Origin of the sequence: Pulveribacter suum (genome assembly GCF_003013695.1) — a bacterium.
Lineage (GTDB): Bacteria > Pseudomonadota > Gammaproteobacteria > Burkholderiales > Burkholderiaceae_C > Melaminivora > Melaminivora suum.
This window is the reverse complement of the sequence record NZ_CP027792.1, coordinates 2939196-2965507: the sequence shown is the minus strand read 5'-3', so window position 1 is coordinate 2965507 and position 26312 is coordinate 2939196. Positions and strand designations below refer to the sequence as shown.

The 26312-nt window shown below is 69.5% G+C and carries 24 protein-coding genes and 2 tRNA genes; 13 read left to right on the top strand and 13 right to left on the bottom strand.

The annotated features are described in order from the left end of the window. Nucleotides 1-3: 3 nt before the first annotated feature. A complete protein-coding gene (locus C7H73_RS13550; RefSeq protein WP_227001355.1) occupies nucleotides 4-516 on the bottom strand; it encodes an outer membrane lipoprotein LolB in 513 nt (170 codons plus the stop codon). Next, complete coding sequence (locus C7H73_RS13545) at nucleotides 513-2303, bottom strand: tetratricopeptide repeat protein (RefSeq protein ID WP_227001354.1); 1791 nt, start codon at nucleotides 2301-2303, stop codon at nucleotides 513-515. Before C7H73_RS13545 ends, C7H73_RS13550 begins: the two co-directional genes overlap by 4 nt. An 83-nt stretch (nucleotides 2304-2386) precedes the next feature. Here C7H73_RS13545 and mutM point away from each other — a divergent pair, with 83 nt between their 5' ends. The 3 genes from mutM (at nucleotide 2387) to mutY (ending at nucleotide 6385) form a co-directional block, all read left to right on the top strand. Further along, nucleotides 2387-3205, top strand: coding sequence for a bifunctional DNA-formamidopyrimidine glycosylase/DNA-(apurinic or apyrimidinic site) lyase (gene mutM, locus C7H73_RS13540; protein WP_106847130.1), 819 nt, complete (start codon nucleotides 2387-2389; stop codon nucleotides 3203-3205). Between the two features lie 94 nt (nucleotides 3206-3299). Next, nucleotides 3300-5291, top strand: coding sequence for a dynamin family protein (locus C7H73_RS13535; protein WP_106847129.1), 1992 nt, complete (start codon nucleotides 3300-3302; stop codon nucleotides 5289-5291). Then, nucleotides 5288-6385, top strand: coding sequence for an A/G-specific adenine glycosylase (gene mutY, locus C7H73_RS13530; RefSeq protein ID WP_106847128.1), 1098 nt, complete (start codon nucleotides 5288-5290; stop codon nucleotides 6383-6385). Before C7H73_RS13535 ends, mutY begins: the two co-directional genes overlap by 4 nt. Nucleotides 6386-6492: 107 nt before the next feature. Here mutY and rapZ read toward each other — a convergent pair whose 3' ends face one another. The 3 genes from rapZ to C7H73_RS13515 are packed head-to-tail and all read right to left on the bottom strand — an operon-like array spanning nucleotide 6493 to nucleotide 9997. Continuing rightward, nucleotides 6493-7371 carry an RNase adapter RapZ gene (rapZ, locus tag C7H73_RS13525; protein ID WP_106847127.1) on the bottom strand — a complete coding sequence of 293 codons (879 nt, stop codon included), beginning with the start codon at nucleotides 7369-7371 and terminating at the stop codon, nucleotides 6493-6495. Further along, on the bottom strand, nucleotides 7368-9098 hold the full coding sequence (gene recN, locus C7H73_RS13520) for a DNA repair protein RecN (protein WP_106847126.1): 1731 nt from the start codon (nucleotides 9096-9098) through the stop codon (nucleotides 7368-7370). The genes rapZ and recN overlap by 4 nt, the downstream gene beginning before the upstream one ends. 2 nt (nucleotides 9099-9100) lie before the next feature. Next, the gene (locus C7H73_RS13515) at nucleotides 9101-9997 is read right to left on the bottom strand and encodes an NAD kinase (protein ID WP_106847125.1); all 897 of its coding nucleotides are present in this window, start codon (nucleotides 9995-9997) and stop codon (nucleotides 9101-9103) included. Between the two features lie 31 nt (nucleotides 9998-10028). Between C7H73_RS13515 and hrcA the strand changes: the two genes are divergently transcribed. The 4 genes from hrcA to C7H73_RS13495 all read left to right on the top strand — a co-directional run bounded on the left by hrcA (nucleotide 10029) and on the right by C7H73_RS13495 (nucleotide 13081). Continuing rightward, a complete protein-coding gene (gene hrcA / locus C7H73_RS13510) occupies nucleotides 10029-11033 on the top strand; it encodes a heat-inducible transcriptional repressor HrcA (protein ID WP_106847124.1) in 1005 nt (334 codons plus the stop codon). A 200-nt stretch (nucleotides 11034-11233) separates the two neighbouring features. Then, nucleotides 11234-11310: transfer RNA gene (locus C7H73_RS13505), tRNA-Ile, on the top strand. 122 nt (nucleotides 11311-11432) lie between these two features. Further along, nucleotides 11433-12638 (top strand): SPOR domain-containing protein, encoded by a 1206-nt coding sequence (locus C7H73_RS13500; RefSeq protein WP_227001353.1) that lies wholly within the window; start codon nucleotides 11433-11435, stop codon nucleotides 12636-12638. A gap of 65 nt (nucleotides 12639-12703) precedes the next feature. Then, nucleotides 12704-13081, top strand: coding sequence for an I78 family peptidase inhibitor (locus C7H73_RS13495; protein WP_227001352.1), 378 nt, complete (start codon nucleotides 12704-12706; stop codon nucleotides 13079-13081). A 28-nt stretch (nucleotides 13082-13109) separates the two neighbouring features. On the opposite strand, the gene hemW is transcribed toward C7H73_RS13495, so the two are convergent. From hemW to C7H73_RS13470, 5 genes are all read right to left on the bottom strand, one after another. Next, nucleotides 13110-14345 carry a radical SAM family heme chaperone HemW gene (hemW, locus tag C7H73_RS13490; RefSeq protein WP_106847122.1) on the bottom strand — a complete coding sequence of 412 codons (1236 nt, stop codon included), beginning with the start codon at nucleotides 14343-14345 and terminating at the stop codon, nucleotides 13110-13112. Between the two features lie 102 nt (nucleotides 14346-14447). Next, nucleotides 14448-15047: an RdgB/HAM1 family non-canonical purine NTP pyrophosphatase gene (gene rdgB / locus C7H73_RS13485; RefSeq protein ID WP_106847121.1), complete on the bottom strand. Its 600-nt coding sequence runs from the start codon at nucleotides 15045-15047 to the stop codon at nucleotides 14448-14450. Nucleotides 15048-15101: 54 nt separating this feature from the next. Continuing rightward, nucleotides 15102-15830, bottom strand: a complete 729-nt coding sequence (gene rph, locus C7H73_RS13480) for a ribonuclease PH (RefSeq protein ID WP_106847120.1) — start codon at nucleotides 15828-15830, stop codon at nucleotides 15102-15104. 52 nt (nucleotides 15831-15882) lie between these two features. Next, on the bottom strand, nucleotides 15883-16794 hold the full coding sequence (locus tag C7H73_RS13475) for a PP2C family protein-serine/threonine phosphatase (protein WP_106847119.1): 912 nt from the start codon (nucleotides 16792-16794) through the stop codon (nucleotides 15883-15885). After that, nucleotides 16791-17807 (bottom strand): serine/threonine protein kinase, encoded by a 1017-nt coding sequence (locus C7H73_RS13470; RefSeq protein ID WP_106847118.1) that lies wholly within the window; start codon nucleotides 17805-17807, stop codon nucleotides 16791-16793. The genes C7H73_RS13475 and C7H73_RS13470 overlap by 4 nt, the downstream gene beginning before the upstream one ends. Before the next feature lie 99 nt (nucleotides 17808-17906). Between C7H73_RS13470 and C7H73_RS13465 the strand changes: the two genes are divergently transcribed. The 4 genes from C7H73_RS13465 (at nucleotide 17907) to C7H73_RS13450 (ending at nucleotide 22064) form a co-directional block, all read left to right on the top strand. Then, entirely contained in the window at nucleotides 17907-18800 is an 894-nt protein-coding gene (locus C7H73_RS13465) for a YicC/YloC family endoribonuclease (RefSeq protein WP_106847117.1), read from the top strand. 36 nt (nucleotides 18801-18836) lie between these two features. Then, a complete protein-coding gene (gene gmk, locus C7H73_RS13460; protein WP_106847116.1) occupies nucleotides 18837-19457 on the top strand; it encodes a guanylate kinase in 621 nt (206 codons plus the stop codon). A 26-nt stretch (nucleotides 19458-19483) separates the two neighbouring features. Continuing rightward, a complete protein-coding gene (gene rpoZ, locus C7H73_RS13455; protein ID WP_106847115.1) occupies nucleotides 19484-19687 on the top strand; it encodes a DNA-directed RNA polymerase subunit omega in 204 nt (67 codons plus the stop codon). Between the two features lie 115 nt (nucleotides 19688-19802). After that, nucleotides 19803-22064 (top strand): RelA/SpoT family protein, encoded by a 2262-nt coding sequence (locus tag C7H73_RS13450; RefSeq protein ID WP_106847114.1) that lies wholly within the window; start codon nucleotides 19803-19805, stop codon nucleotides 22062-22064. A gap of 20 nt (nucleotides 22065-22084) precedes the next feature. Here the strand turns inward: C7H73_RS13450 and greB are convergent, their stop codons facing one another. The 3 genes from greB to C7H73_RS13435 all read right to left on the bottom strand — a co-directional run bounded on the left by greB (nucleotide 22085) and on the right by C7H73_RS13435 (nucleotide 23213). Then, complete coding sequence (gene greB, locus C7H73_RS13445) at nucleotides 22085-22657, bottom strand: transcription elongation factor GreB (RefSeq protein ID WP_106847113.1); 573 nt, start codon at nucleotides 22655-22657, stop codon at nucleotides 22085-22087. An 85-nt stretch (nucleotides 22658-22742) separates the two neighbouring features. Next, nucleotides 22743-22819 (bottom strand) — tRNA-Arg (locus C7H73_RS13440). 151 nt (nucleotides 22820-22970) lie between these two features. Continuing rightward, the gene (locus C7H73_RS13435) at nucleotides 22971-23213 is read right to left on the bottom strand and encodes a hypothetical protein (protein WP_106847112.1); all 243 of its coding nucleotides are present in this window, start codon (nucleotides 23211-23213) and stop codon (nucleotides 22971-22973) included. Nucleotides 23214-23469: 256 nt separating this feature from the next. Here C7H73_RS13435 and rpsO point away from each other — a divergent pair, with 256 nt between their 5' ends. Then, the gene (gene rpsO / locus C7H73_RS13430; protein ID WP_019373299.1) at nucleotides 23470-23736 is read left to right on the top strand and encodes a 30S ribosomal protein S15; all 267 of its coding nucleotides are present in this window, start codon (nucleotides 23470-23472) and stop codon (nucleotides 23734-23736) included. A gap of 227 nt (nucleotides 23737-23963) precedes the next feature. After that, nucleotides 23964-26264, top strand: a complete 2301-nt coding sequence (pnp, locus tag C7H73_RS13425; RefSeq protein WP_227001350.1) for a polyribonucleotide nucleotidyltransferase — start codon at nucleotides 23964-23966, stop codon at nucleotides 26262-26264. Nucleotides 26265-26312: the final 48 nt, after the last annotated feature.

The following is a 26312-nucleotide window of genomic DNA, read 5'->3' as shown; positions in this document are numbered from 1 at the left end:
CCTTCAGCGTTCCAGCACCAGACGCAGCACGGCCTGCGGCGCGGGCGTATGGCGCGTGGCCACCAGCCGGCCGTCCGTCAGGCGCGACAGGTCGGCCTGCCACCCCGAGGCCTGCACGGCCTGGCCGTGCAGCCAGCCGAACAGGGCTTCGATCGGCAGCTCGGTGCCCGTGAGCTCGCGTACCAGGTCGTGCAGCGAAGGTGATTCACGCAGTTGCCCGCCCGTCTTGAGCAGGGCCCGGCCGGGCTGCCAGCCAAGCTCGGCCAGCGTGTTGCCCAGCGGGTTGTAGAGCGTGAGCGTGCCCTCGCGGGCCGAGCCGGACAGCACGAAGCCGGCGCTGAAGGACTGCGCCGCGGCGTCGTCCACCTGCACGGCCAAGCGCCCGCTCCAACGGTCCGCGCGGTCTTCGCCTTCTGCCGGGCGCGGGGGCTTGGCGCAACCGGCCAGCCAGGCGGCGGCCAGCACCGCCAGGCCCAGCCGCGCCCTTTCGGGCGCGCGCACGGGGCGCACGCTCACAGGGTGACCCCCAGGCGCTTGAGCGTTTCGCGCAAGGTCTCGTTGTCGCTGTTGAGGCGCTGCCCTTCTCGCCAGACATCCATCGCCTGCTCACGGCGCTTGAGGCTCCACAGCACCTCGCCCAGGTGGGCGGCGATCTCGGCGTCGGGCTGCGTCTTGAAGGCCTGCTGCAGCAAGCTTGCGGCACGCTCACGGTTGCCTAGGCGAAACTCCACCCAGCCCAGGCTGTCGGTGATGAAGGGATCATCAGGCGCGTGCCCCAGCGCCTTCTTGATGAGGGTGCGCGCCTCGGTCAGGTGCTCGCCGCGGTCGGCCAGCAGATAGCCCAGGGCATTGAGGGCGTGGTGGTAGTCGGGCTTGCGGGCGATGATGCCGCGCAGCAACCGCTCGGCCTCCTGCGGCCGGCCGGCCTTTTCGGCCAGCATGGCCTGGTCATAGACCAGGTCGTTGTCCTGCGGCGCCAGCGCCACAGCCTTGGCCTGCATTTCATAGGCCTGCTGGTAGTCGCCAGCGTCGCGCAGCAGCTGGGCTTCGGCCTGCCACTTCAGGCGCTCCTCCTCGGCCGTCTGGGCGGGCGTGGCGCGGATCAGGGCCCGCGCCTGGGTGAGCTTGCCCTGACGCGCCAGCAGCGAGGCGCGCCGCACCTGGGCGGCCAGCGACTGCGCGCCGCCATCAACGCGCTCCAGCCAGGCCTCGGCCTGGGCGAAGTCGCCGCGCTTTTCCGCGACCTGGGCATGCATCAGCCAGGCCTGGTTCAGCGCCCGCGTGCGTGCCTCGCTGGGTGGCACTTCCTGCAGCAGCGTGGTGAATTGCTCCAGCGCCGCATCGGCACCCGCCAGTTCGCCCGACTGCAGCTTGAGGGACGCCTGGATCAGCCACGGTTCGGAGGCATCGGGGCGCTCCTGCGTGACCGCATCGATCTGCACCTGCGCGTCGGCCAGGCGCTGCGACTGCAGCAGCTGGCGCGCGTAGGCCATGCGCACCTCGGGCAACGGGGTGGCGGCCAGGTAGGGCGCCAGCAGGGCCTCGGCGTCCGTGCTGCCCTCGTCCAGCAGCTGCACGGCAAGCATGGCCGCCCCGTCGTCCGTGTGGTCCAGCTCCAGCGCGCTGCGGGCAGCCTGCAGGGCGCCGGGCTTGTCCTGGGCCGTCAGGCGCATGCGGCCTATAGTGGTCCAGGCGGCGGCGCCGAGGGCGGGGTGCTTCAACTCGCCCTGCAGCGCCTGCTCGACCACGCGGGCGGCACCAGCCTTGTTGCTGGCCCGCGCGTACAGCTGGGGCAGCGCGCGGACGATGGAGAGCTTCTCGCGGGTGGACGCGCGCGCCACTTCCTTGGCCAGCGGCTCGGCGCTTTCGTTCACCCGGTTGAGCGTGACCAGCACGTACAGCAGGTAGCGGTTGGCCTCGCGCGAGTCGGGGTAGGCCGCGTTCCAGGCGTGGATGGCGATCAGCGCCGCTTCGGCCGAGCGCGACTGCAACGCCAGTTCGCTGGCACGGCGGTACAGGCGCGGGTCGTTGCTGCGCCGCGCTGCGTCCAGCATCAACGCGTAGCCGGTGGCCGCGTCGCCGTTGCCGGCGGTCATCTCGCTCATCAGCAGCTCGTAGAACAGCTCGGCGGTCAGCGCGGTGTCGTTGGCAGCCAGGGGATGCTCTGCGTCCTCGACCTCTGCGGGCGGGGCCGGCACCACATCCTGCGGCGCGGCGGACTGGGCCAGAGCGGCAGGCAACGCGCCTGCGGCCAGCAGCCAGGCCAGCGCAAAGGGCCTGAGGCGGTGGTGAGATAGGACCATCGGCCCATAATAATCCAAGCCCGGGGCGGCTTTTGCCGGCCGCCAGGCCTTGTTTCCACCTGCACTTTTCGACACCCAATCGCATGCCTGAACTGCCCGAGGTAGAGGTCACGCGCCGCAGTTTCGGCGACGCCATCGCGGGCGCCACCGTGCAGGGTGCAGCCCTGGGCAAACCACTGCGCTGGCCGCTGGGTTGCGAACCCGGCCTGCTGGCCGGGCGGCGCGTGCTGGGCGTGCGCCGGCGCGGCAAATACCTGCTGCTGGACCTGGACGAAGGGTTGCTGCTGCTGCACCTGGGCATGTCCGGCAGCCTGCGTTTTGCCCGCGGTCTGCCGCCGCCGGGCCCGCATGACCACTTTGACCTGCTGACCGACCGCGGCGTGTTGCGCCTGCACGATCCGCGCCGCTTCGGTGCCGTGGTGTGGGCGCCGCACGAGCAGGACGAGCGGGCGCGCAAGCTGCTGTCCAGTCTGGGCATGGAGCCGCTGGACGAGGCCGCCTTCGACTTCGATGCCTTCCTGGCCGGCCTGCGTGCCAGCCGCACGCCCATCAAGCAGCTGCTGCTGGGTGGCAAGCTGGTGGTGGGCGTGGGCAACATCTACGCCAGCGAGGTGCTGCACCTGGCCGGCATACGCCCCACGCTGGCGGCCAACCGCATCGGGCCGCAGCGTGCGCGTCGGCTGCATGAGGCGATCCGCCAGGTGCTGGCGCGGGCCGTGGAGCGCGGCGGCTCCACGCTGCGCGACTTTGCCAATGCCGACGGCGCGGCCGGGCACTTCCAGCTGGAGGCCAGCGTCTATGGCCGCGAAGGCCAGCCCTGCCGCGGCTGCGGCACGCCCATCCGCCTGCTGCGCCAGGGCCAGCGCAGCACCTACTTCTGCCCTCGCTGCCAGCGCTCCTAGCCACGCCGAAGGGCGGTGCTATATTGCGCCGGCAAGCGCCTCGCGCGCCGGCGCCCTGGCGCGCCGCCTTCTTCTTGATTGCCCTCCAAGCGCAGTGATACCTTCATTCAACGAACAGTTCGACCAGCACGGGGCATGGCGGCGGGCCTTTGCCCAGCAGCTCCAACAGCTGGGCCAGTGGCTGGCATCGCACGACCTCATGGACGCCGCCGTGCAAGAGCGCGTGCAGCGCCTGGAAGAGCAGGTGCGGCGCGACAAGGTGGTGGTCGCCTTCGTGGCCGAGTTCTCGCGCGGCAAGTCCGAGCTGATCAACGCCATCTTTTTCGCCGACTACGGCCGGCGCATCATGCCGGCCAGCGCCGGGCGCACCACCATGTGCCCGACCGAGCTGGGCTACGAGAGCGGCAGCGCCCCCAGCCTGCGGCTGCTGCCCATCGAGACGCGCCTGCAGTCGCCGGGCCTGGCTGAATGGCGCCTTCGCACCGACCGCTGGACCGAAGTACTGCTGGACATGGAAGACCCGGCCCAGCTGGCCGGCGCGCTGGAGCGCGTCTCGCAGGTGCGCCGCGTGACGGTGGAGGAGGCGCGCGCGCTGGGCTTTTGGCACGACGACGCCGAGGACGACAACCCCGTGCCCGACGCCGCCGGCCTGGTGGAGGTGCCGCTGTGGCGCCACGCCCTCATCAACATCCCGCACCCGCTGCTGGCGCAAGGGCTGGTCATCCTGGATACGCCCGGCCTGAATGCCGTGGGCGCCGAGCCCGAGCTGACCATCAACCTGATCCCGCAGGCGCACGCGGTGGTCTTCATCCTGGGGGCAGACACGGGCGTGACGCGCTCGGACCTGTCCATCTGGCGCGACCACCTGGGCGGCATGGAAGGCGCGCAGGACGCGCGCCTGGTGGTGCTCAACAAGATCGACACGCTGTGGGACTCGCTCAGTTCGCCCTCGCAGGTGCAGGCGCAGCTGGAGCGCCAGCGCGTCACCTCGGCCGAGATGCTGGGCGTGCCGCTCGAGCGCGTGGTGCCCGTGTCGGCGCAAAAGGGCCTGGTGGCCAAGATCCAGTGCGACGACGTGCTGCTGGAGGCCAGCGGCCTGCCGCTGCTGGAAGAAGCGCTGGCTGAAGGCGTGGTCGGGCGGCGCCAGGCCATCCTGCGCGCCACCGTGACGGCCGGCGTGACGGCGCTGCACGAGCAGGTGCAGCGCGCCATCAACGTGCGCCGGCGCGACCTGGACGACCAGATGCTGGAGCTGCGCAGCCTGCGCGGCAAGAACACCACCGTGATCGACGCCATGCGCAGCCGCATCGAGGCGGAGCAGCGCGAGTTCGAGGCCAGCGCCGCGCGCATCCAGGCGCTGCGCATGGTGCACCTGAAGATGCTGCGCGAGCTGTTTCAGCAACTGGGCGCTCGCTCGCTCAAGGCCGAGCTGGCGGCGCTGTCGGATGCGCTCACCCCCGCCGGGCTGAAGCTGGGCGTGCGCCGCGTCTATGGCGAGACGTTCACGCGCCTGCGCGCCATCGTGCAGGCCGCGCAGGCCACGGGCATCGAGATCCAGGCCATGCTGGGCGGCACCTTCCGCCAGCTGAACGCCGAATACGGCTTTTCGCTGCAGGTGCCGCCGGCGCCGCAGCTGGCGTCGTATGAGCAGGATCTGATGGCCATCGAGCAGCGCCACCTGCAGTACGTGGGCATGGGCAATGCGCTGCGGCTGACGCAGCCCGAGTTTTCGCAGCGCCTGCTGCGCGCCCTGGGCCTGCGCCTGCGCACCGTCTTTGAAAACGCGGCCAACGAGCTGGAGCAGTGGAGCAAGACGGCCACCTCCCAGCTGGACGCCCAGCTGCGCGAGCGCAAGCGCAGCTTTGCCCGGCGCATCGAAGCGGTGGAGCGCATTCAGACGGCGGCCAACAGCCTGGTGGACCGCATCGCGGAGATCGAGGACGGCGAGCGCGAGCTGAGCGGTCTCCAGGAGCGCCTGGGGGGCCTGACGGGCGCGCTGACGCAAACGCCCGCCCAGGCCGAGGCGGCGGCCGCGCTGCAGGAGCCGGACATCGACATCACCGAGCCCATGCCCCTGTCGGCATGAGCGCGCCCGCGGCAGGCGGGCGCGGCGCCGCAGCGCCGGACGTCGCCGCCCGCGTCGTGCAGTGGCAGGCCACGCACGGACGCAACCACCTGCCCTGGCAGAACACGCGCGACCCGTACCGCGTGTGGCTGTCCGAAATCATGCTGCAGCAGACCCAGGTGGCCACGGTGCTGGGCTACTACCAGCGTTTTTTGGATCGATTTCCCGACGTGCAGGCGCTGGCCGCAGCGCCGCAGGACGACGTGCTGGCGCTGTGGAGCGGCCTGGGCTACTACAGCCGCGCGCGCAACCTGCACCGCTGCGCGCAGATCGTGGTGGAGCAGCACGGCGGGCAGTTTCCTGCCAGCGTGCAGCAGCTGGCCGCGCTGCCCGGCATAGGGCGCTCCACGGCCGGGGCGATTGCGGCGTTCTGCTTTGGCGAGCGCGCGCCCATCCTGGACGCCAACGTGCGCCGCGTGCTCACCCGCGTGCTGGGCTTTGGCGACGACCTGGCGCAGGCTGCCAGCGAGCGCGCGCTGTGGCAGCGCGCCGAAGAGTTGCTGCCGCGCGAGGACCTGCTGCAGGCCATGCCGCGCTACACCCAGGGCCTGATGGACCTGGGCGCGGGCATCTGCCTGCCACGCAAGCCCAGCTGCATGCTGTGCCCGCTGCAGGACGTCTGCGTGGCCCGCCGCGAGGGCGAGCCCGAACGCTACCCGGTGCGCACCCGCAAGCTCAAGCGCAGCGCCGGCAGCTGGTGGCTGCTGCTGCAGCGCGACGCCGCCGGGCGCGTGTGGCTGCAGCGGCGCCCGGACGCGGGCATCTGGGCCGGGCTGTACTGCCCGCCGGACTTCGACAGCCATCAGGCGCTGATGGACGCGGCGCCGGCCGGGCCGCTGCAGGAGCTGCCGGCGTTCGTCCATGTGCTGACCCACCGCGACCTGCACCTGCACCCGGTGCTGGCGCCAGCGCAGCCTGGCGCCGCAGCGCAGGCGCAAGAGGACGAGTCGCCCGGCGGCTGGTTCGCACCCGCGCAGTGGCGCGCCCTGGGGCTGCCGGCGCCCATCCGCACACTGCTGGAGCGGCTGGCGCAGGACGGCGGCCTGCAAAATTGATAGATGCCAGCGCTTGACTGGCGCCGTTTTGCGGTAGTTTTTTAGCTGAAAACGGCGTGCAGCAAGCGCAAGCAGCTACCAAAAAAGTAGCGCCTGCGTGCCTGCGCTCAAGGCTGCGCTTTCAGCCCGTCCAGCTCGCGGTGGCGCAGCAGCGTGTTCCACTGCCCGGCGTAGCGCTGCGCCAGCTGCTCCACCAGGTACACCGAGCGGTGCTGCCCCCCCGTGCAGCCGATGGCCACGGTGACGTAGCTGCGGTGGTTGCGCACCATGGCGTCCAGCCATTGGTCCAGGAACTGGGCGATGTGCGACTGCATCCGCTCCACCTCGCTTTGCTGGCGCAGGAACTCGGCCACCGGCGCGTCGCGCCCGGTCAGCGCGCGCAGCGGCGGCTCGTAGTGCGGGTTGGGCAGCATGCGCACGTCAAAGACATAGTCCGCATCCATGGGAATGCCGCGCTTGAAGGCAAACGACTGGAAGATCAGCGTCAGCCGGTCCGTGGACACGGGCAGCAGGCTCTTCACATAGCCCAGCAGCTGCGCCGGGCGCAGCGTGCTGGTGTCGATCACGTGCGACTGCTCGCGCAGCTCGGCCAGCAGCTCGCGCTCCAGCTCGATGGTCTGCACCAGGGCGTGCTGGCCGTCCAGCAGCGCCTTGTTGGACAGCGGGTGGCGCCGGCGCGTCTCGGAAAAGCGCCGCACCAGGGTGTCGGTGGAGGCATCCAGGAACAGCGAGCGCACGGCCACGCCGCTTTGGCGCAGCAGCTCCAGCTGGCGCGGCACCAGGGGCAGTGCGGTGGCGCTGCGCACGTCCATGGCCACGGCCACGCGGTGGCCGTGGTGGGCGTGCTCCAGTGCCAGCAGGCTGGCCAGCAGCTCAGGCGGCAGGTTGTCCACGCAGTAGGTGCCGGCGTCCTCCAGCGCATGCAGCGCCACGGACTTGCCCGAGCCGGCCATGCCGGTGATGACGGTGACGTCCAGCTGCTTCATGGCGCGGGCTGCTGCTTTCTGCGCGCGGCGCGCGGTGCCGGCGCGGGCGCGGGCGCGGGCGGCTGGACCGCCGCGCCCTGCAGCATCTCGCGCGCGTGCGCCAGCGTGGTGGGCGACTGCTGCTGGCCGCCCAGCATGCGCGCCAGCTCGGCCACACGCGCTTCGCCCTCGGCCGGGGCGACGGTGCTGCGGGTCTCGGCCGCGCCCTTGTGCTTGGCCACCACCAAATGGTGGTTGGCGCAGGCGGCCACCTGCGGCAGGTGGGTGACGGCCAGCACCTGGCGCGCGCGGCCCAGCTGCTGCATCAGTCGGCCCACGGTCTCGGCCACGGCGCCGCCCACGCCCGAATCCACCTCGTCGAAGATCAGCGTGGGCGCCTCGCCCAGCTCGCTGGTGGTGACCGAAATGGCCAGCGCGATGCGCGAGAGCTCGCCGCCCGAGGCCACGCGCCCGATGGGCCGCGCCGTCATGCCCGGGTGGCTGCTGACCAGGAACGCCACTTGGTCGGTGCCGTGCGGGCCGGGCTCGCCGTCCTCCAGCCGCACCTCGAAGCGCCCGCCGGTCATGCCCAGGCCCTGCATGGCCTGGGTGATGGCCGCGCCCAGGCGCGGCGCGGCCTGCGCGCGCTGCTCGCTCAAGCGGCGCGCCGCCTGGCGGTAGGCTTGGCCGTGGCGCTGCTCGGCGGCCTCCAGCGCGGCCAGATCGGCGGCGACTTCCAGGCGGTGCAGCTCGTCCTTCCAGCCCGCCAGCAGGGCGGGCAGCTCCTCGGGGGTGCGGCGGTAGCGCCGTGCCAGCTGCAGCCACTGGGCCACGCGGGCGTCCAGCTGGGCCAGCTGGTCGGGGTCGGGCTCGGCGTGGCGCAGGTAGGCCTGCAGCGAGTGCAGCACGTCGCCGGCCTGCGCCAGGCAGGAGGTCAACACCTCGGCCATGGAGCGGAAGTCGCCATCCACCTGCTCGTAGCCCTGCAGCAGCTCCTGCGCCTGGGCCAGCGCGCTCAGGGCGCCGCCGTCGTCGCTGTCGCCGCCTTCCAGCAGCGCCTGCGCGGCCTGGGCGTTGTCGATCAGCGCCTGCGCGTTGGACAGCCGCGCGTGCTGGGCGTTGAGCTCCTCCCACTCGCCCTCGGCGGGCGCGAGCTTGTCCACCTCGCCGATCTGCCACTGCAGGCGCTCGCGCTCCTGCGCCAGCGAGTTCTGCGCCGCGCGGGCATGCGCCAGCGTCTTTTGCGCATCGCGCCAGGCGGCCCAGGGCGCCGCCAGCGGCTGGCCCTGCACGCCGGCGTAGGCGTCCAGCAGCGTGCGCACGGCCTCGGGCCGGGTCAGGCTTTGCCAGGCGTGCTGGCCATGGATGTCCAGCAGGTGGTCGCCCAGCGCGCGCATCTGCGTGGCGGTGACGGGCGTGCCGTTGATCCAGGCGCGGCTCTTGCCGGCGGTGTCGATGGTGCGGCGCAGCAGCAGCGTGTCCTCGGCCTGGATGCCGGCCTCGTTCAGCCAGGCGGCCAGCGCCGGCGGGCCGCCCGGGTCGAACTCGGCGCTGATGTCGGTGCGCTGCGCGCCCTCGCGGATCACGCCGGTGTCTGCGCGCGCACCCAGCAGCAGCTGCAGCGCGTCGATCAAGATGGATTTGCCCGCGCCCGTCTCGCCCGTCAGGACGGTGAAGCCGCCCTGCAGGTCCAGCTCCAGCGCGCGCACGATCACGAAGTCCGAGAGCGCAATACGCCTCAGGGCCATGGTCAGGAACCTCCCTCGTTCCAGCGCAGCTTCTTGCGCAAGGTCGCAAAGTAGCTCCAGCCGCGCGGATGCAAAAAACACACGCGGTGCGCCGAGCGGCGCACCAGGATGCGGTCGCCGTGCTGCAGCGAAGCCAGCGACTGCATGTCGAAGTTGGCGCTGATGTCGCGCCCGCCCACTACCTCGATGGCCACCTCGGCCGCATCAGACAGCACGATGGGCCGGTTGGACAGCGTGTGCGGCGCGATCGGCACCAGCACCCAGCCGGGAATGGACGGGTGCAGCATGGGCCCGCCGGCCGACAGCGCGTACGCCGTGGAGCCGGTGGGCGAGGCGACGATCAGGCCGTCGGCGCGCTGGTTGGCAACGAACACGCCGTCCACCTCGATACGCAGTTCGACCATGCCCGACGTGGAGCCGCGGTTGACCACCACGTCGTTGAGGGCCAGCGCCTCGAACACGCACACGCCGCCGCGCATCACGCAGGCTTGCATGAGCGGGCGCACGTCCTCTTCGTATTCGCCGTGCAGGATGGGGATGAGCGCGTCCTGGTAGCTGTCCAGCGGCACGTCGGTGATGAAGCCCAGCCGGCCCTGGTTGATGCCCACCAGCGGCGTGCCAAAGCTGGCCAGGCGCCGGCCCACGCCCAGCATGGTGCCGTCGCCGCCCACCACCAGGCACAGGTCGCACTGGCGGCCGATGCCCTCCACGTCCAGCGTGGGGTAGTGGCCCAGGCCCAGCAGCTCGGCGGTTTCGGACTCCAGCGCCAGCTCGCAGCCCTGGGCGGTGACGAACTGCGCAATGCCGTCGATGACCTCGCGCGAGCCCTCGGCAGCCGTCGTGGCTGAGGGGCGCTGGTATTTGCCGATGACTGCGACGCGGCGGAAGATGGGCATCATTGGGTGGAAATTACATCACTAAAATGACGCGATGCTGGATGACCGAGCCAAGGTGCTGCTCAAGGCGCTGGTAGAGCGCTACATCGCCGAAGGCCAGCCTGTCGGCTCGCGGACGCTGTCGCGTGCCTCGGGGCTGGAGCTGTCGCCCGCCACCATCCGCAACGTGATGGCTGATCTGGAAGAACTTGGCCTGATCGTCAGCCCGCACACCTCCGCCGGGCGCATCCCCACCGCCAAGGGCTACCGCCTGTTCGTGGACACCATGCTTACGGTGCAAAAGGGCGAGCTGCCGGCGCTGCAGCTCATGCCCGAGCAGCCGCAAAAGGTGATCGCCAACGCCGCGCACCTGCTGTCCAACCTGTCGCAGTTCGTCGGCGTGGTCATGGCGCCGCGGCGCGCCTCGGTGTTTCGCCATATCGAGTTTTTGCGCCTGTCCGAGCGGCGCCTGCTGGTCATCATCGTCTCGCCCGACGGCGATGTGCAAAACCGCGTCATCTTCACCGAGGTGGACTACTCCTCGTCGCAGCTGGTGGAGGCGGCCAATTTCCTGAACTCCAACTACGCGGGTCTCGCCATGGAGCAGGTGCGCGAGCGCCTCAAGGGCGAGGTGGACCAGCTGCGCGGCGAGATTGCCGACCTGATGCAGGCGGCAGTGAGCGCCGGCACCGAGGCGATGAGCGCGTCGCGCGAGGAGGTGGTGATCTCCGGCGAGCGCAATTTGCTGTCCGTGAGCGACTTTTCCAGCGATATGGGCCACCTGCGCCGCGCCTTCGACCTGTTCGAGCAAAAGACGCAGATCCTGCGCCTGCTGGACATCTCCAGCCGCGCCGAGGGCGTGCGCATCTTCATCGGCGGCGAAAGCCAGATCGTGCCGTTCGAGGAGCTGTCGGTGGTCAGCGCCCCGTACGAGGTGGACGGCCAGGTGGTGGGCACGCTGGGCGTGATCGGCCCCACGCGCATGGCCTACGACCGCATGATCCAGATCGTGGATATCACCTCCAAGCTGGTCTCCAACGCCCTGAGCCACCGCAAGTGAGGATCTGGAGCGCGTTTGCGATTTCCGCGCGGGTGTGCAGTCGCGGCCTCGGGCGGCCCACTTCGTTGCAAATCCTCGCGATAGCACCCGCTATCGCTGCGGTTTGCGCCTCGCAGTCCATCCCGATCCGCATCCCGCACCCCTTCGCGCGGAGATCGTAAACGCGCTCTTACAATAGCGCCCGCCGTGATCGGCACCCCGGGGCGTTAGCTCAGTTGGTCAGAGCAGGGGACTCATAATCCCTTGGTCGCTGGTTCGAGCCCAGCACGCCCTACCAAACCGGACAGAAAAAGCCCGCCATCGAGCAACAGATGGCGGGCTTTTGCTTTTTTCCGCTGCCCATCCGGCCTCCTTGCTAACCCTATTTACCTGCCTGGGGTGCATGCCAGAATGCCGCGCATGCACGCCAGCACTGCCCACGCCGCGTACGCGACGCACTCCGGCGACGCCGCCAAGGGCGTGGCGGCGCCCACCAGCATGACGATGGCGCTGTACCGCGCGGCGCTGGGGCCACTGGGCTCGACGGAGCACTACCTGGCCGCCTTCGCGCGCATGGACGCTACCGAGCGCGTGCTGCCCGGCTGGAACGGCGCGGCGGCCTTTTGCACGCTGGGCTGGATGATCTTCAGGCGGCTGTGGGGCGAGCTGCTGGTCTATCTGGCCGGGCTGCTGGTGCTGGCGCTGCTGCTGGGCGCCCTGGCCTTTGGCGGGCAGGCGCTGCCGGCGCCGGTGCTGGCCGGGCTGATGCTGGCCCTGGTGCTGCTGGCCTTTGCCGTGCCGGGCCTGTATGGCGATGCGCTGGCACACCGGCAAGTGCGCCGGCACGTGGCCGCTGCTGTCGAGGTCGCGCCCACCATGCTCGAGGCCATTGCCCTGCTGGAGCGGCGCGCCGCCGATCGGTCGCGGCTGGTTGCCGTAGCGGGCGGCGGCGCGGCCCTGGCGCTGCTCATGGCGGTGGTGGCCGTGGTCTATCTGCTGCGGCCGCAGGGCGGTGAAGAGGGGCTGAGCCCGATGACAGCCCCGCCCGCCGTCGCTGCCTCCGCGCCCTTGCCGAAAGCCGGGCCTGAGCAGGCGCCGCCGCCTGTTGACGAGCCGGCTGGTGAACAGCCCGCTGCCGAACAACCCATCGCCGCAGAGCTCACTGCCGCAGAGCCCACCCCCAGCGCCCGGCCACCCGCTTCCGCCACACAGGCCGAGGCATCTGCAAGCGCCCCTGCCGTGATCGCTGCCGAGCCGGCGCCCGCTCCTGCGCCGGTGTCGGTGCCGGCCGCGCGCCAGGCCAGCGCTGCGGTGAGCAAGCCCGCGCCGCGGCCGGCGAGCAAGCAGGCCAAGGCCCAGGCCAGCGCGCCAATTGAGGCGGCCCGCCGTCTCTACGTCAACGTCGGCCTGTTCGCCGAGCCCGCCAACGCCCGGCGTGCGCACGCGCGGCTCAGGGGCGCCGGCCTGCCGGTAGCCGTGCACGAGGTGACGGCCGCCGACGGCCGGCGGCTGCAGCGCGTGCGGGTGGGCCCGTTTGCCGCATCCGCCGAGGCCAATGCGGCCGCGGCGCGGATCCGTGCGCTCGGCCTGGATGCGGCGCCCGCCGCCGAGAAGGGGGCTGAATGACCACCCGCTGTTACCTGTGGTGACCCCCGTCCCGCGGGCGGCGCGCTAAGGTCCGGGCCTTTTTCATGACCGAAGGAGCCAGCATGGCGATGCATGCGCAGTGGATGAACAAAATGGTGGCCGGTGCGGCGCTGGCGCTGCTGGCCGGGTGCTCGTCGATCAGCCTGCCCGGCAGCGGCTCCGGCGCGCCGGCGGCGCCCGCGCCCGCACCGATTGGCGCCAGCACGGCGCCCGTGGGCAGCACCTGCGACGCGCAGGGCGCGCAGTGGGCGGTGGGGCGCAGCAGCACGGCCAAGGTGGTGGAGGAGGCGCGGGTGCGCGCCGGCGCGCGCATGGCGCGCATCCTGCGCCCAGACCAGGCGGTGACCATGGAGTTCAACGGCGAGCGGTTGAACCTGCAGGTGGACGGCGCCGGCAAGGTGACGGCGGCGCGCTGCGGCTAAAGTCCACCAGCGCGCTGCTGCGAAAGGCTCAGTCGGGCAGAAACAGCGCCTGCAGGTCCGACAGGAAATCAAACCCCCGCTCGGTGGGCCAGGCGCGGTCCCTGTCGCGCCCGACCAGGCCCTGCTGCTCGGCCTGCTGCAGCCCCTGGGCGATGGCCGTCAGGGGCAGACCGGTGCGGCCGGTGAAGTCCGCCAGGGCGAAGCCCTCGCGCAGGCGCAGCGCGCCCAGCATGTATTCGAACGGCAGGTCGGCGCGGCGCACGTCCACGTCCTGCGCGATGGCGTTGCCCGCCAGCGCCTGGGCCATGTAGCGCTGCGGATCGCGAAAGCGCACCTGGCGCACCACGCGGTGGGCAAAGCTGAGCTTGCTGTGCGCGCCCGCGCCGATGCCCAGGTAGTCGCCAAACTGCCAGTAGTTGCGGTTGTGCAGGCACTGGTGACCGTCGCGCGCATAGGCCGAGACCTCGTAGCGCTGCATCTGCGCCGCGCCCGTGAGCTCGGTGATGCGGTCCAGCATGGTCCAGGCGTCGTCGTCCTCGGGCAGGCCGGCGGGCGGGTGCTTGGCGAAGAAGGTGTTGGGCTCGATCGTCAGGTGGTAGATGGACAGGTGCGGCGGCGCGTGCGCGAGCGCCGTGTGCACGTCGTCTTCCAGCTGCGCCAGCGTCTGGCCGGGCAGGGCGTACATCAGGTCCAGGTTGAAGGTCTCGAACGCCTCGGCCGCCTCCTGCACGGCGGCCAGGGCCTGGGCGCGGTCATGCACGCGGCCTAGGGCTGCCAGGTGGGTGTCGTTGAAGCTCTGCACGCCAATCGACAGGCGCGTGACGCCGGCGCCGCGGTAGGCGCGAAAACGCTCGCGCTCGAAGGTGCCGGGGTTGGCTTCCATCGTGATCTCGCAGCCCGGCGCCAGCGGCAGCCGCGCGCGGATGGCGGCCAGCAGCTGGTCGATGGCCTCGGGCGCGAACAGGCTGGGCGTGCCGCCGCCGATGAAGATGCTGTGCACGGTGCGGCCCCAGATCAGGGGCAGCGCGGCCTCCAGGTCGGCGACCAGGGCGTCGATGTAGCGCTGCTCGGGCAGGCCGCCTGCGCCGGCGCGGGCCTCATGCGAGTTGAAGTCGCAGTACGGGCACTTGCGCAGGCACCACGGGATGTGCACGTAGAGCGCCAGCGGGGGCAGGCTGGTCAGCTGCAGCAGGCCCGGGCGCATGTAGTGCAGCACGTCGCGCCGCGGGGCGGGATCGGCCGCGGGGGTGATGGGGATGGTCATGCGGCGCTCATAAAATCATAGCTGCTGGCGCTTGGTTGCCAAGGGTTTGCGGTATAAAAACCATTGAATCCCTTGCTGGACAAGCGCTGGCAGCTCACCTTTTCATAGCCAGCGTTCGCGCATCAGCGCCAGCATCAGCTGGGCGGCGCGGCCGCGGTGGCTGCGGGCGTTCTTCTCGTCGGCGGGCAGCTCGGCAAAGGTCTTGCCCAGCTCGGGCAGCACCATGACCGGGTCGAAGCCAAAGCCTCCGCTGCCGCGCGGCGCGCGGGCGATCTCGCCGGCCACGCGGCCCACGGCGATCAGCGGCTCCGGGTCGGCCGGGCTGCGCACGGCCACCAGCGTGCTGACCATGGCGGCGCGCCGGTCATCCAGGCCCTGCATCTGCTCGAGCAGCGCGCGCACGTTGTTGGCGTCGCCCTTGTCATAGCCGAACTGGGTGGCGTAGTAGGCGGTCTGCACGCCCGGCTGGCCGCCAAACGCCTGCACGCACAGGCCGGCGTCGTCGGCCAGGGCCGGCAGGCCGGTGTGGGCGGCGGCGAAGCGGGCCTTGGCCAGGGCGTTTTCCACGAAGGTGTGAAAGGGCTCCTCGGCCTCGCCCACGCCAAGCTGGCCCTGGGCGATCAGCTGCACGCCAAGCGGGGCGAACATGGCCTGCAGCTCGGCCAGCTTGCCGCGGTTGTTGGAGGCGAGAACCAGTTGCATGAAGATATGGTCAAAAAGGGCTGCAGCGCTTGCCCATCAAGCGCCAGCAGCTATTCAAACGATAGCGAGTGCCTGGCGCTGCAGGGCGATCAGGTCGGCGATGCCGGCCTCGGCCAGCGACAGCAGCGCGTCCAGCTCAGGGCGCGAGAAGGCCGCGCCCTCGGCCGTGCCCTGCACCTCCACGTAGTGGCCGGTGCCGGTCATCACCACGTTCATGTCGGTGTCGCAGGCCACGTCCTCGGTGTATTCCAGGTCCAGCAGCGGCGCGCCCTGCACCATGCCCACGGACACGGCGGCGACCGCGCCGGTCAGGGGCGAGGCGGCGAGCTTGCCCGAGGCCAGCAGCGTGGCCACCGCGTCGTGCGCGGCCACCCAGGCGCCGGTGATGGCGGCCGTGCGCGTGCCGCCGTCGGCCTGCAGCACGTCGCAGTCCAGGTGGATGGTGCGCTCGCCCAAGGCGGCCAGGTCGAACACGGCGCGCAGGCTGCGCCCGATCAGGCGCTGGATCTCCTGCGTGCGCCCGGTCTGCTTGCCGCGCGCGGCCTCGCGGTCGCTGCGCGTGTGGGTGGCGCGCGGCAGCATGCCGTACTCGGCCGTCACCCAGCCGGCGCCCGTGCCGCGGCGGTGCGGGGGCACGCGCTCTTCGACGGAAGCGGTGCACAGCACGCGCGTCTGGCCGAACTCGATGAGCACCGAGCCTTCAGCGTGCATGGTGTAGCCGCGCGTGATGCGCACCGGGCGCAGCTGGTCTGCGGCGCGCCGGCCGCTGCGTTCGAACGTCATGGGGTCTTCCTTCTTCGGCGGCCCGGGCGGCGCGCGCCCGCCCCGCTGCCTCTTACAGCTTCTTTTCCGCAGAGCGGCGGATGGCCTCGTTGATCTCGGCGATGGAGCGCTCGATCGCCTCGTCGTCCAGGTCGTCCAGCTCGTCGTCGAAGCCGTCCAGCGGCTCGCACTGGATGGTGGAGGCGAACACGTCGTCCTGGATGTCCTCGGTGGACACGCCCTGGGTGGTCTCAAAGGCGTCGGGCGTCTCCCACTCCATGGCCACCACCGTGACGTTGTCGCTGGCGCTGCCCGCCTTGCGCAGGGCGTCTTCCACCAGGTCGGGCACGGCGTGCGCGACGGCCTGGCGCGACAGCTGGCGGGCGATGGTCTCGTCGTCCAGCGTGCCCCACAGGCCGTCCGAGCACAGCAGCATGCGGTCGCCCTGCTCCAGCAGCAGGGGCGGCGCGACGTCGAACAGCGGCTTGGTGGGCGAGCCCAGGCAGGTGAACAGCACGTTGCGGTTGACCCGCTCCAGGCCGGGAATGGCGGCGTTGCGCAGCTCCTGGTAGGAGTGGTCGCGGGTGCGCAGCAGCACCTGGCCGTCCCGCACCAGGTACAGGCGCGAGTCGCCGCAGTGAATCCACTGCGCGCGCCCGTCCTGCACCACGCCGGCCACCAGCGTGGTGCGCGGGGTGTCGGGCAGGTCCTGGCGGCTGCCGTGGCGCAGGATCTGGTGGTGCGCGGCCAGCAGGGCCGAGGTGAGGAAGTCCGGCACGCTCTTGAGCGCCGGGCGCGCCTGGCGCTGGAACATGGCCGAGACGGTCTGGATGGCGATCTGCGCCGCCAGCTCGCCCTGCGGGTGCCCGCCCATGCCGTCGGCCAGTACGAACAGGCCGGCCTCACGGGTGTAGCAGTAACCCATGCGGTCTTCGTTCTTCTCGCGCCCGCCGCGGCGGCTGATCTGAAAGACGGAGAACTTCATTTGGGACGCACGCCCAGTCCGGTGGCTTCGCCCACCTTCTGCACGTTCTTCTTGGTGTCGGAGACCAGGGTGTCCAGCTGCATGCGCATCTTCTCGCCCACCGACAGGCGGGTATAGCGGCGCTCGCCTTCGCGCGAAAGCTCCTTTTGCAGCGCAAAGACCGACTGCGGGCGCGACATCGGGTCCAGCGCCATGCACCACTCCACCACCTCGATCAGGTTGTCGGAATACACGCCGCGCAGCTTGTTCAGCGCCAGCGCCAGGCGGTCCTTGTCCTGGCGCTGCGGCGCCTCGTTGGGCGGAAAACCCTGCATGCAGGCGTAGATGCAGGCGCCGATGGCGTAGATGTCCGTCCACGGGCCCATCTGCGAGTCGCGCCGGTACATCTCGGGCGCGGCAAAGCCGGGCGTGTACATGGGACGGATGAAGTTGCCTTCCTTGGACAGCACCTCGCGCGCGGCGCCGAAGTCGATCAGCACCGAGCGGTTGTCGTCGGTGATGAAGACGTTGGCCGGCTTGATATCGAGGTGCAGCATCTTGTGCTGGTGCACCACGCGCAGGCCGCGCAGCACCTCGTCAAACAGCGAGCGGATGGTGGACTCGCGAAAGACCTTCTGTGCCTTCAGGTCGCGCGCGGTGATGATGAAGTCCTGCAGGGTGCCGCCCTCCAGGTAGTTCATCACCATATAGACCGTCTCGTTTTCGCGGAAGAAGTTGAGCACGCTCACCACCGAGGCGTGCGAGATCTGCGCCAGCGAGCGGCCTTCTTCAAAGAAGCTTTTCAGGCCCAGGCGGTACAGCGAGAGCTTTTCCGGCGGCACCTTGGGCAAGAGCTCGCCCGGCTCGCGCGTGGCCAGGGAGGCGGGGATGTATTCCTTCAGGGCGACCTGCTGGCCCTCGGGGTCGAGCGCGAGATAGACCACGCCGAAGCCGCCGGAGGCCAGTCGGCGTACCACGCGATAGCCGCCCAGGACAGTGCCGGGGGGCAGGGGAGCCGGCTTGGTTTTTGACATGAGGCAGGAGCGAAGAGAACGCGGGCGGTGGCTGGAGGCCGGATAATCGCCGGTTTGCAGGCAACGAACCCACCGAGAAATCCCATGGCAGTTTACAGCATGACCGGTTACGCCAGCGCACAGCTGCAGGCCCCAGCATCGGGGGCCGAAGGTGCCGGCGCAGGGCGCCGCTTGGGCCTTGAAATCCGCTCGGTCAACAGCCGTTTCCTGGACCTGACGTTCCGCCTGTCCGAAGAGCTGCGCGCCCAGGAGCCGGCGCTGCGTGCGCTGCTGACGGGGCGGCTCAAGCGCGGCAAGGTGGAGGTGCGCGCCTTCGTCGAAGGGGGCGAGGGGGCATCCCTGACCGAGCCGGCAGCGCCGCTGCTGGCCCGCCTGGCCCAGGTGCAGGCTGCCGTGCAGGCCCAGCTGCCAGGCGCGCGGCCGCTGTCGGTGGCCGACGCGCTGCGCCTGAGCGCCGGTGCCGGCGCGCCGCAGCAGGACCTGGGCCCGGCGCTGCTGGAGCTGGCGCGCGGTGCATTGGACGAGCTGACGGCCGCACGCGAGCGTGAAGGCGCCCGCCTGGTGGCCATGCTGCGCGACCGCCTGGCCCAGCTGGCCGAGCTGGCCCGCCAGGCCGGCCCGCTGGTGCCCCGCCTGGTCGAGCAGCAGCGCCTGCGCTTCATGGAACGCTGGAAGGAAGCCATGCAGCTGGCCGAAGGCGCGGCCGTGCCCGAGGCTGCCCAGGAGCGCGCCCTGACCGAGGCCACGGCGTTCGCCATCCGCATCGACGTGGCCGAGGAACTGACCCGGCTGGCCGCGCACCTGGACGAAATCACGCGGTTGCTGGACAAGGGCGGGGAGGTCGGCAAGCGGTTGGACTTCCTCATCCAGGAGCTGCACCGCGAGGCCAACACCCTGGGTTCCAAGTCGGCCACCATGGAGCTCACGCGCATCGGCGTAGACATGAAGGTGATGATCGAGCAGATGCGCGAGCAGGTGCAAAACGTCGAGTAATAATCCTGTTTTGATAGCGCCCGCCGCAGACCCCCTATGGACTATCCCGGAAATCTCTTCGTAGTCTCGGCCCCCAGCGGGGCAGGGAAATCCAGCCTGGTGAAGGCGCTGATGGAGGTGGACTCGCACGTACAGCCCTCGGTGTCGCACACCACGCGCGCGCCGCGCGGCCAGGAAAAGCACGGGCGCGAGTATTTCTTCGCCTCCGAGCAGGAGTTCGACGCCATGGTGGCTGCCAACGGCTTCGTGGAGTGGGCCAATGTGCATGGCCGGCGCTACGGCACCTCGCGCCGCGCCATCGAAGAGCGCGTGGCCCAGGGCGCCGACGTGGTGCTGGAGATCGACTACCAGGGCGCGCTGCAGATCAAGCAGGCCTTCGTGAATGCCGTGCTGGTCTTCATCTTGCCGCCCAGCTGGGAAGAGCTGCGCTCGCGCCTGGAGCGGCGCGGCGAGGATTCGTCCGAGGTGATCGAGATGCGCCTGAAGAACGCCGCCCGCGAGATGGCCCAGGCCGGCAAATTCGATTTCGTTATAATCAATGAAGTTTTCGAGCGGGCGCTTTTCGACCTGAAAACCATCGTCCACGCCCAGCGGCTGAAGTTCATCGCCCAGCGCCGCGCCCGGGCCGACACCTTCGCCTCGCTCGACATCCCCTGACACACACCGATCCCCTGGAGAAGACCATGGCCCGCATTACCGTGGAAGACTGCCTCGAGCAGATCCCCAACCGTTTCCAGCTGGTGCTCGCCGCCACCTACCGCGCCCGCATGCTCAGCCAGGGCCACACGCCCAAGATCGACAGCCGCAACAAGCCGGCCGTCACTGCGCTGCGCGAGATCGCGGCCGGCAAGGTGGGCCTGGAGATGCTGAAAAAAGTGCCGGGCTGATCGGCCCGCGCCAGCGCACAAGCACCGCCCGGCGGTGCTTTTTTTATGGGCATGCCATGGACAGGGGGCGTGCCGCCGCACAGGCATCTGGATGCGGCGCTATAGTTGCAAGGCTATGGCTCCTTCCCAGAATGCGGTATTGACTGACAAGGCTGCGGTGCCCGATGTGGCAGCCGGGCCGGCGGCAGCCAACGCCGCTGCCGCCAGCTTTGCCGCTTTGCTGGAGAAGCTGGACTATCTGGACGAAGTTCAGGTCGAGCAGGTGCGCCAGGCCTACCGCTACGCAGACCAGGCCCACCTGGGCCAGCTGCGCAGCAGCGGTGAGCCCTATATCACCCACCCCATCGCGGTCGCCGCGCTGTGCGCCACCTGGAAGCTCGACACCCAGGCGCTCATGGCAGCGCTGCTGCACGACGCGATGGAAGACTGCGGCATCACCAAGGCCGATCTGGTCGAGCGCTTCGGCTCCCCGGTGGCCGAGCTGGTGGACGGGCTGACCAAGCTGGACAAGCTGCAGTTCAACACCCGAGAGGAAAACCAGGCCGAGTCCTTTCGCAAGATGCTGCTGGCCATGGCGCGCGACGTGCGTGTCATCCTCATCAAGCTGGCCGACCGCACGCACAACATGCGCACGCTGTCGGACATGCCGCGCGCCAAATGGGGCCGCATCGCCTCCGAAACACTGGAGGTCTATGCCCCCATCGCCCACCGGCTGGGGCTGAACCAGACCTACCGCGAACTGCAGGATCTGTCGTTCCGGCACCTGCACCCCTGGCGCTATGCGACGCTGGCCAAAGCCGTCACCCGCAGCCGCAACCGCAGTCGCGACAGCGTGCAGAAGATGCATACGGAGGTGGACGCCGCTTTTGCCCGTGTCGGCATGCCGGTGCGACTGGCGGGACGTGACAAGACCCTGTTCGCCATTTATCAGAAGATGAGCGACCAGCACCTGAGCTTTGCCCAGGTCATCGACCTGCACGGCTTTCGGGTGGTGGTGCGCTCCATCCTGGACTGCTACACGGCGCTGGGCGTGCTGCACCAGACCTACAAGCCGGTGCCGGGCAAGTTCAAGGACCACATCGCCATCGCCAAGCTCAACGGCTACCAGTCGCTGCACACCACGCTGGTGGGCCCGGCCGGGCTGAACGTGGAGTTCCAGATACGCACCGAGGAGATGCACATCGTCGCCGAGGCGGGCGTTGCGGCGCACTGGCTGTACAAGGCGCAGGAGGCTGCGGGCACGGGCGAGGAGCGCATGGGTACGCAGTGGCTGCAGTCGCTGCTGGACATCCAGAACGAGACGCGCGACGCCGCCGAGTTCTGGGACCACGTGAAGGTGGACCTGTTTCCCGATGCGGTCTATGTCTTCACGCCCAAGAGTCAGATCCTGGCGCTGCCGCGCGGCGCCACCGTGGTGGACTTTGCCTACGCCATCCACAGCGATGTGGGCGACCGCACCGTGGCCGCGCGCATCAACAACGAGCAGGTGTCGCTGCGCACCGAACTGAAGAACGGCGACGTGGTGGAGGTCACCACCGTGCAGGGCGCGCGGCCCAACCCTGCCTGGCTGGGCTTCGTGCGCACGGCGCGGGCGCGCTCCAAGATTCGTCACTACCTGAAGACCTTGGCGCAGAGCGAGTCCGCCGGGCTGGGCGAGAAGCTGCTCAGCCAGGCGCTGCGTGCCGAGGGCATCGAGCAACTTCCCGATGCGCAGAGCCATCCCGTCCTGTGGGAGCGGCTGCTGCGCTTCACCGGCAGCCGCAGCCATGGCGAACTGCTGACCGACATCGGCCTGGGCCGGCGCGTGGCGGGCATCGTGGCCAAGCGGCTGGTGGGACTGCTGGCCGAAAGCGGCTTGCGCCCTGATGCGGTGCTGCTCAGCCGCGAGCGCTATGCCGCGCACGAGAACGTATCGCAAGGCGGCATCATGCTGGATGGCAGCGAGAGTGCCTCCATCCAGTACGCGCCCTGTTGCCGGCCTGTGCCGGGCGACCCCATCGTGGGCTACCTGGGCCGGGGCGAGGGCCTGGTGGTGCACCACGCCCGCTGCGGCGTGGCCCAGCGCCTGCAGCGCAAGGACGCCGAGCGCTTCATCGCAGTGGACTGGGCCGACGAGCCGACACGGTTTTTCGAAGCCGGCATCACCGTCACGGTGAACAACGCCAAGGGCGTGCTGGCGCGCGTCGCCTCCGAACTGACCAGCTCCGAGGCCGACATCGTGCGCATAGACATGGATGACGCCATGGCCACCACCGAGCTGCGCTTCGTCGTGGCCGTGCGCGACCTGGCCCACGTCGAGGCGGCGCTGCGCAACCTGCGCCGCACGCCCGCCGTGCTGCGCGCCTGGCGCGTGCTGCCGCAGCCCGCAGCCGACTGACCGAATGGGGCAGGGCGGCCTCAGCCGTCGCGCCCGGGCGTGGGATAGCTCACTTGCAGCACCTGCAGCGTGCGCTGGCCGGCGGGCGTCATCAAGATCACCTCGTCGCCCTCGCGTGCTTTGAGCAGCGAACGCGCCACCGGAGCAACCCAGCTGATCTGCTGCAGGGCATTGTTGGCCTCGTCCACGCCCAGGATGGTCACAGTGCGCTCGGCGTCCTCATCGTCCACGTAGGTGACGGTGGCGCCGAAGAAGACCTGGTCGCTGCCCGCGTGCACGGACGGGTCCACCACTTCGGCGATCTCCAGTCGCTTGGTGAGGAAACGGATGCGTCGATCGATCTCGCGCAGACGCTTCTTGCCGTACAGGTAGTCGCCGTTTTCCGAGCGGTCGCCGTTGCTGGCGGCCCAGTGCACGATGTCCACGACCTTGGGTCGTTCCTCGTCGATCAGCTGCAGCAGCTCGCCGCGCAGGCGTGCGTAGCCTTGTGAGGTGATGTAGTTCTTGCTGCCGGCCGGGATGGAGGGTGCCAGGGGCGCGCCCTCGTCGTCCTCTTCGGGCGCGTCGGCTTCACGGGTGAAGGCTTTGCTCATGCCGCAATGGTGCCGCGTTTTGTACGGCGCAACGGCGGCGCATACGAAAAAGCCCTGAGTCCTTTCAGACTCAGGGCTTACCGTTTGGTGCGGCTGGCAGGAATCGAACCCACGACCCCTTGGTTCGTAGCCAAGTACTCTATCCAGCTGAGCTACAGCCGCTAAGCTTTGAATTGTAGCACGAGATTTTCGGGCTCTTTTCAAAAATTGTCGTTCTGCTGTTCCGGTCGGTTGCCTGGCCGGGCTGCATTGCGACAACGGGGCGAATTCTAGCCCAGGTTTTGGGCGGTTTCGGCCAGTGGGGGCGGTTTTTTCAGCGGCGCGTGTAGCCCAGGCAGGCGCCGGCGTTGGGCAGTCCCTTGCATTCACGGTACAGGCGGCGGTCGCGCTCGGCGGCGGTCTCCTGTGAATTGTTCTGCTGCGGCTTGACCTTCACGGTTTTGGACTTCTTCGGCGGCGCGCCAGACGCCGGAGCCGCCTGCGCCAGGCCGGCGGCAGCCAGGGCGAGCAGGGCGCAGGGCAGGGCGCGGCGCAGCAGGAGCGAGGCAAAGTGCATGGCGTAGATGGGGTTTCTGACGGGATGCGATCATGGCCGGCCCGCCTCGCATTGCCATCGGTAGGGCTGCGGGTACCGGGGAAAGAGCGCAGGCGATATAATCGACAGGTTTTGCATAGTGCAAGACGCACGCCGGCGGCCTTTCCAGTTGCCGGCGCAAGTCACAACCAGGCACCGGGTACAGGCCCCTGTGCGGTGCGCGAACTCTCAGCGCTCGCCGCCCGCCTGCTGCCCCCTTTGCCATCCAGGAAACATCATGATCGCATCCTCCGTCAAGGCCGAAGTCGTCAAGGCCAACCAGCGCGCCGCCAACGATACCGGCAGCCCCGAAGTGCAGGTGGCCCTGCTCACGGCCCGCATTAATGAGCTGACGCCCCACTTCAAGCAGCACGCCAAGGACCACCACGGTCGCCGCGGCCTGCTGCGCATGGTGAGCCGCCGCCGCAAGCTGCTGGACTACCTCAAGGCCAAGGACGCCGAGCGCTACACGGCGCTGATCGCCAAGCTGGGCCTGCGCAAGTAAGCTGCGCGCCCAAGAGCAACGCCTGAGTTGGATGGTCTGACTCAGGCGTTTTTACTTCAAAAGTCCCGTTTGGAGATGGGTCGGCAGAGCGAAGCTGTGTCATTCCATGTGCGCGTTAGCTCATCTTTTGATAGCTGCCAGCGCTTGCCTGGAATGGCATCGCGGTCTGTTTGACCTCCAAACCATTGCTGCTCAAGCGTGAGCAGCTATTATTTCAGGAGCAAACCATGACAACCATGTTCAACAAGGTCACCAAGACGTTCCAGTGGGGCCAGCACACGGTCACCCTGGAGACCGGCGAGATCGCCCGCCAGGCTGGCGGCGCCGTCCTCGTCAATATCGACGACACCGTGGTGCTGGCCACCGTGGTGGCAAGCAAGACGGCCAAGCCGGGCCAGGACTTCTTCCCGCTGACGGTGGACTACATCGAGAAGACCTACGCCGCCGGCAAGATCCCCGGCAGCTTCTTCAAGCGCGAGGCCAAGCCCTCCGAGCTGGAGACGCTCACCAGCCGCCTGATCGACCGTCCGATCCGCCCGCTGTTCCCCGAAGGCTTCTACAACGACGTGCACGTGGTCATCCACACCATCTCGCTGAACCCTGAGGTGGACGCCGACATCGCCGCCATGCTGGGCGTGAGCGCCGCGCTGTCCGTGTCGGGCATCCCGTTCAACGGCCCCATCGGCGCCGCGCGCGTGGGCTACATCAACGGCGAGTACGTGCTCAACCCCGGCCAGACCGAGCGCAAGAACTCCCAGCTGGACCTGATCGTGGCCGGCACCGAAGCCGCCGTGCTGATGGTCGAGTCCGAGGCGCAGCAGCTGCCCGAAGACGTGATGCTGGGCGCCGTGGTCTTCGGCCACGAGCAGGGCCGCATCGCCATCGAGGCCATCCATGAACTGGTGCGCCAGGCCGGCAAGCCGGCCTGGGACTGGCAGCCCGCCGCCAAGGACGAGCCCTTCATCGCCAAGGTGACGCAGCTGGCCGAGGACAAGCTGCGCGCCGCCTACCAGATCCGCAGCAAGCAGGCGCGCACCCACGCGCTGCGCGAGGCCTCCGCCGCCGTGCTGCAGTCGCTCAAGGACGAGGGCGCGGCGTTCGACGCCACGGCCGTGGAAGCGCTGCTGTTCGACATTGAGGCACGCATCGTGCGCAGCCAGATCCTGGCCGGCGAGCCGCGCATCGACGGGCGCGACACGCGCACCGTGCGCCCGATCGAGATCCGCAGCTCGCTGCTGCCGCGCACGCACGGCTCGTCGCTGTTCACCCGCGGCGAGACGCAGGCGCTGGTGGTGACCACGCTGGGCACCGAGCGCGACGCGCAGCGCATCGACGCGCTGGCCGGCGAGTTCGAGGACCGCTTCCTGTTCCACTACAACATGCCTCCCTTTGCCACCGGCGAAGTGGGCCGCATGGGCTCGACCAAGCGCCGCGAGATCGGCCACGGCCGCCTGGCCAAGCGCGCGCTGATTGCTGCGCTGCCCTCCAAGGAAGAGTTTCCCTACACCATCCGCGTGGTCTCCGAGATCACCGAGTCCAACGGCTCTTCGTCCATGGCCTCGGTCTGTGGCGGCTGCCTGTCGCTGATGGACGCCGGCGTGCCCATGAAGGCGCACGTGGCCGGCATCGCCATGGGCCTGATCAAGGACGGCAACCGCTTTGCCGTGCTGACCGACATCCTGGGCGACGAGGACCACCTGGGCGACATGGACTTCAAGGTGGCGGGCACCACGGCCGGCATCACGGCGCTGCAGATGGACATCAAGATCCAGGGCATCACCCGCGAGATCATGGAAGTCGCCCTGGCGCAGGCCAAGGAAGCGCGCATGCACATCCTGGGCAAGATGCAGGAAGCCATGGGCGAGGCGCGCACGGAGATCTCCAGCTTCGCGCCCAAGCTCTTCACCATGAAGATCAACCCCGAGAAGATCCGCGACGTGATCGGCAAGGGCGGCGCCACCATCCGCGCGCTGACCGACGAGACCGGCTGCCAGATCAACATCGAGGAAGACGGCACCATCACCATCGCCTCCAACGATTCGGCCAAGGCCGACGAAGCCAAGCGCCGCATCGAAGAGATCACGGCCGAGGTGGAGGTGGGCAAGATCTACGAAGGCCCGGTCACCAAGATCCTGGACTTTGGCGCTCTCATCAACCTGCTGCCCGGCAAGGACGGTCTGCTGCACATCAGCCAGATTGCCCACGAGCGCGTGGAAAACGTGAACGACTACCTGCAAGAAGGCCAGATCGTGCGCGTGAAGGTGCTGGAGACGGACGAGAAGGGCCGCATCAAGCTGTCGCTGAAGGCCCTGAGCGAGCGCCCGGCCGGCATGGAGCGCCCCGAGCGCAGCGAGCGCCATGATCGTGGCGATCGCGGCGAACGCCGTGAAGGTGGCCGTGGCGAGCGCCGCGACGGCAATGGCTACGGCGACCGTGGTGGCTACGGCGAGCGCGGCCACAACGGTGGCCACAACGGCAACGGCGGCCCGCAAGGCGGCGGCGAAGCCCCCGGCACGACCGACGCCTGATTGCTATCGAAAAAAGAGCTGCCAGCGCTTGCCAGTCAAGCGTTGGCG

Excerpts from the sequence above, each read along its gene's own strand:
- C7H73_RS13500 (WP_227001353.1), top strand. The coding sequence starts at position 11,433 with ATGCACGCCAGCACTGCCCACGCCGCGTACGCGACGCACTCCGGCGAC.
- gmk (WP_106847116.1), top strand. The coding sequence starts at position 18,837 with ATGGACTATCCCGGAAATCTCTTCGTAGTCTCGGCCCCCAGCGGGGCA.
- mutY (WP_106847128.1), top strand. The coding sequence starts at position 5,288 with ATGAGCGCGCCCGCGGCAGGCGGGCGCGGCGCCGCAGCGCCGGACGTC.
- C7H73_RS13545 (WP_227001354.1), bottom strand. The coding sequence starts at position 2,303 with ATGGTCCTATCTCACCACCGCCTCAGGCCCTTTGCGCTGGCCTGGCTG.
- C7H73_RS13515 (WP_106847125.1), bottom strand. The coding sequence starts at position 9,997 with ATGATGCCCATCTTCCGCCGCGTCGCAGTCATCGGCAAATACCAGCGC.
- rdgB (WP_106847121.1), bottom strand. The coding sequence starts at position 15,047 with ATGCAACTGGTTCTCGCCTCCAACAACCGCGGCAAGCTGGCCGAGCTG.
- mutM (WP_106847130.1), top strand. The coding sequence starts at position 2,387 with ATGCCTGAACTGCCCGAGGTAGAGGTCACGCGCCGCAGTTTCGGCGAC.
- C7H73_RS13470 (WP_106847118.1), bottom strand. The coding sequence starts at position 17,807 with ATGTCAAAAACCAAGCCGGCTCCCCTGCCCCCCGGCACTGTCCTGGGC.
- C7H73_RS13475 (WP_106847119.1), bottom strand. The coding sequence starts at position 16,794 with ATGAAGTTCTCCGTCTTTCAGATCAGCCGCCGCGGCGGGCGCGAGAAG.
- rph (WP_106847120.1), bottom strand. The coding sequence starts at position 15,830 with ATGACGTTCGAACGCAGCGGCCGGCGCGCCGCAGACCAGCTGCGCCCG.
- C7H73_RS13450 (WP_106847114.1), top strand. The coding sequence starts at position 19,803 with ATGGCTCCTTCCCAGAATGCGGTATTGACTGACAAGGCTGCGGTGCCC.
- C7H73_RS13465 (WP_106847117.1), top strand. The coding sequence starts at position 17,907 with ATGACCGGTTACGCCAGCGCACAGCTGCAGGCCCCAGCATCGGGGGCC.
- rpsO (WP_019373299.1), top strand. The coding sequence starts at position 23,470 with ATGATCGCATCCTCCGTCAAGGCCGAAGTCGTCAAGGCCAACCAGCGC.
- greB (WP_106847113.1), bottom strand. The coding sequence starts at position 22,657 with ATGAGCAAAGCCTTCACCCGTGAAGCCGACGCGCCCGAAGAGGACGAC.
- hrcA (WP_106847124.1), top strand. The coding sequence starts at position 10,029 with ATGCTGGATGACCGAGCCAAGGTGCTGCTCAAGGCGCTGGTAGAGCGC.
- rpoZ (WP_106847115.1), top strand. The coding sequence starts at position 19,484 with ATGGCCCGCATTACCGTGGAAGACTGCCTCGAGCAGATCCCCAACCGT.
- hemW (WP_106847122.1), bottom strand. The coding sequence starts at position 14,345 with ATGACCATCCCCATCACCCCCGCGGCCGATCCCGCCCCGCGGCGCGAC.
- rapZ (WP_106847127.1), bottom strand. The coding sequence starts at position 7,371 with ATGAAGCAGCTGGACGTCACCGTCATCACCGGCATGGCCGGCTCGGGC.
- C7H73_RS13435 (WP_106847112.1), bottom strand. The coding sequence starts at position 23,213 with ATGCACTTTGCCTCGCTCCTGCTGCGCCGCGCCCTGCCCTGCGCCCTG.
- pnp (WP_227001350.1), top strand. The coding sequence starts at position 23,964 with ATGACAACCATGTTCAACAAGGTCACCAAGACGTTCCAGTGGGGCCAG.
- recN (WP_106847126.1), bottom strand. The coding sequence starts at position 9,098 with ATGGCCCTGAGGCGTATTGCGCTCTCGGACTTCGTGATCGTGCGCGCG.
- C7H73_RS13495 (WP_227001352.1), top strand. The coding sequence starts at position 12,704 with ATGACCGAAGGAGCCAGCATGGCGATGCATGCGCAGTGGATGAACAAA.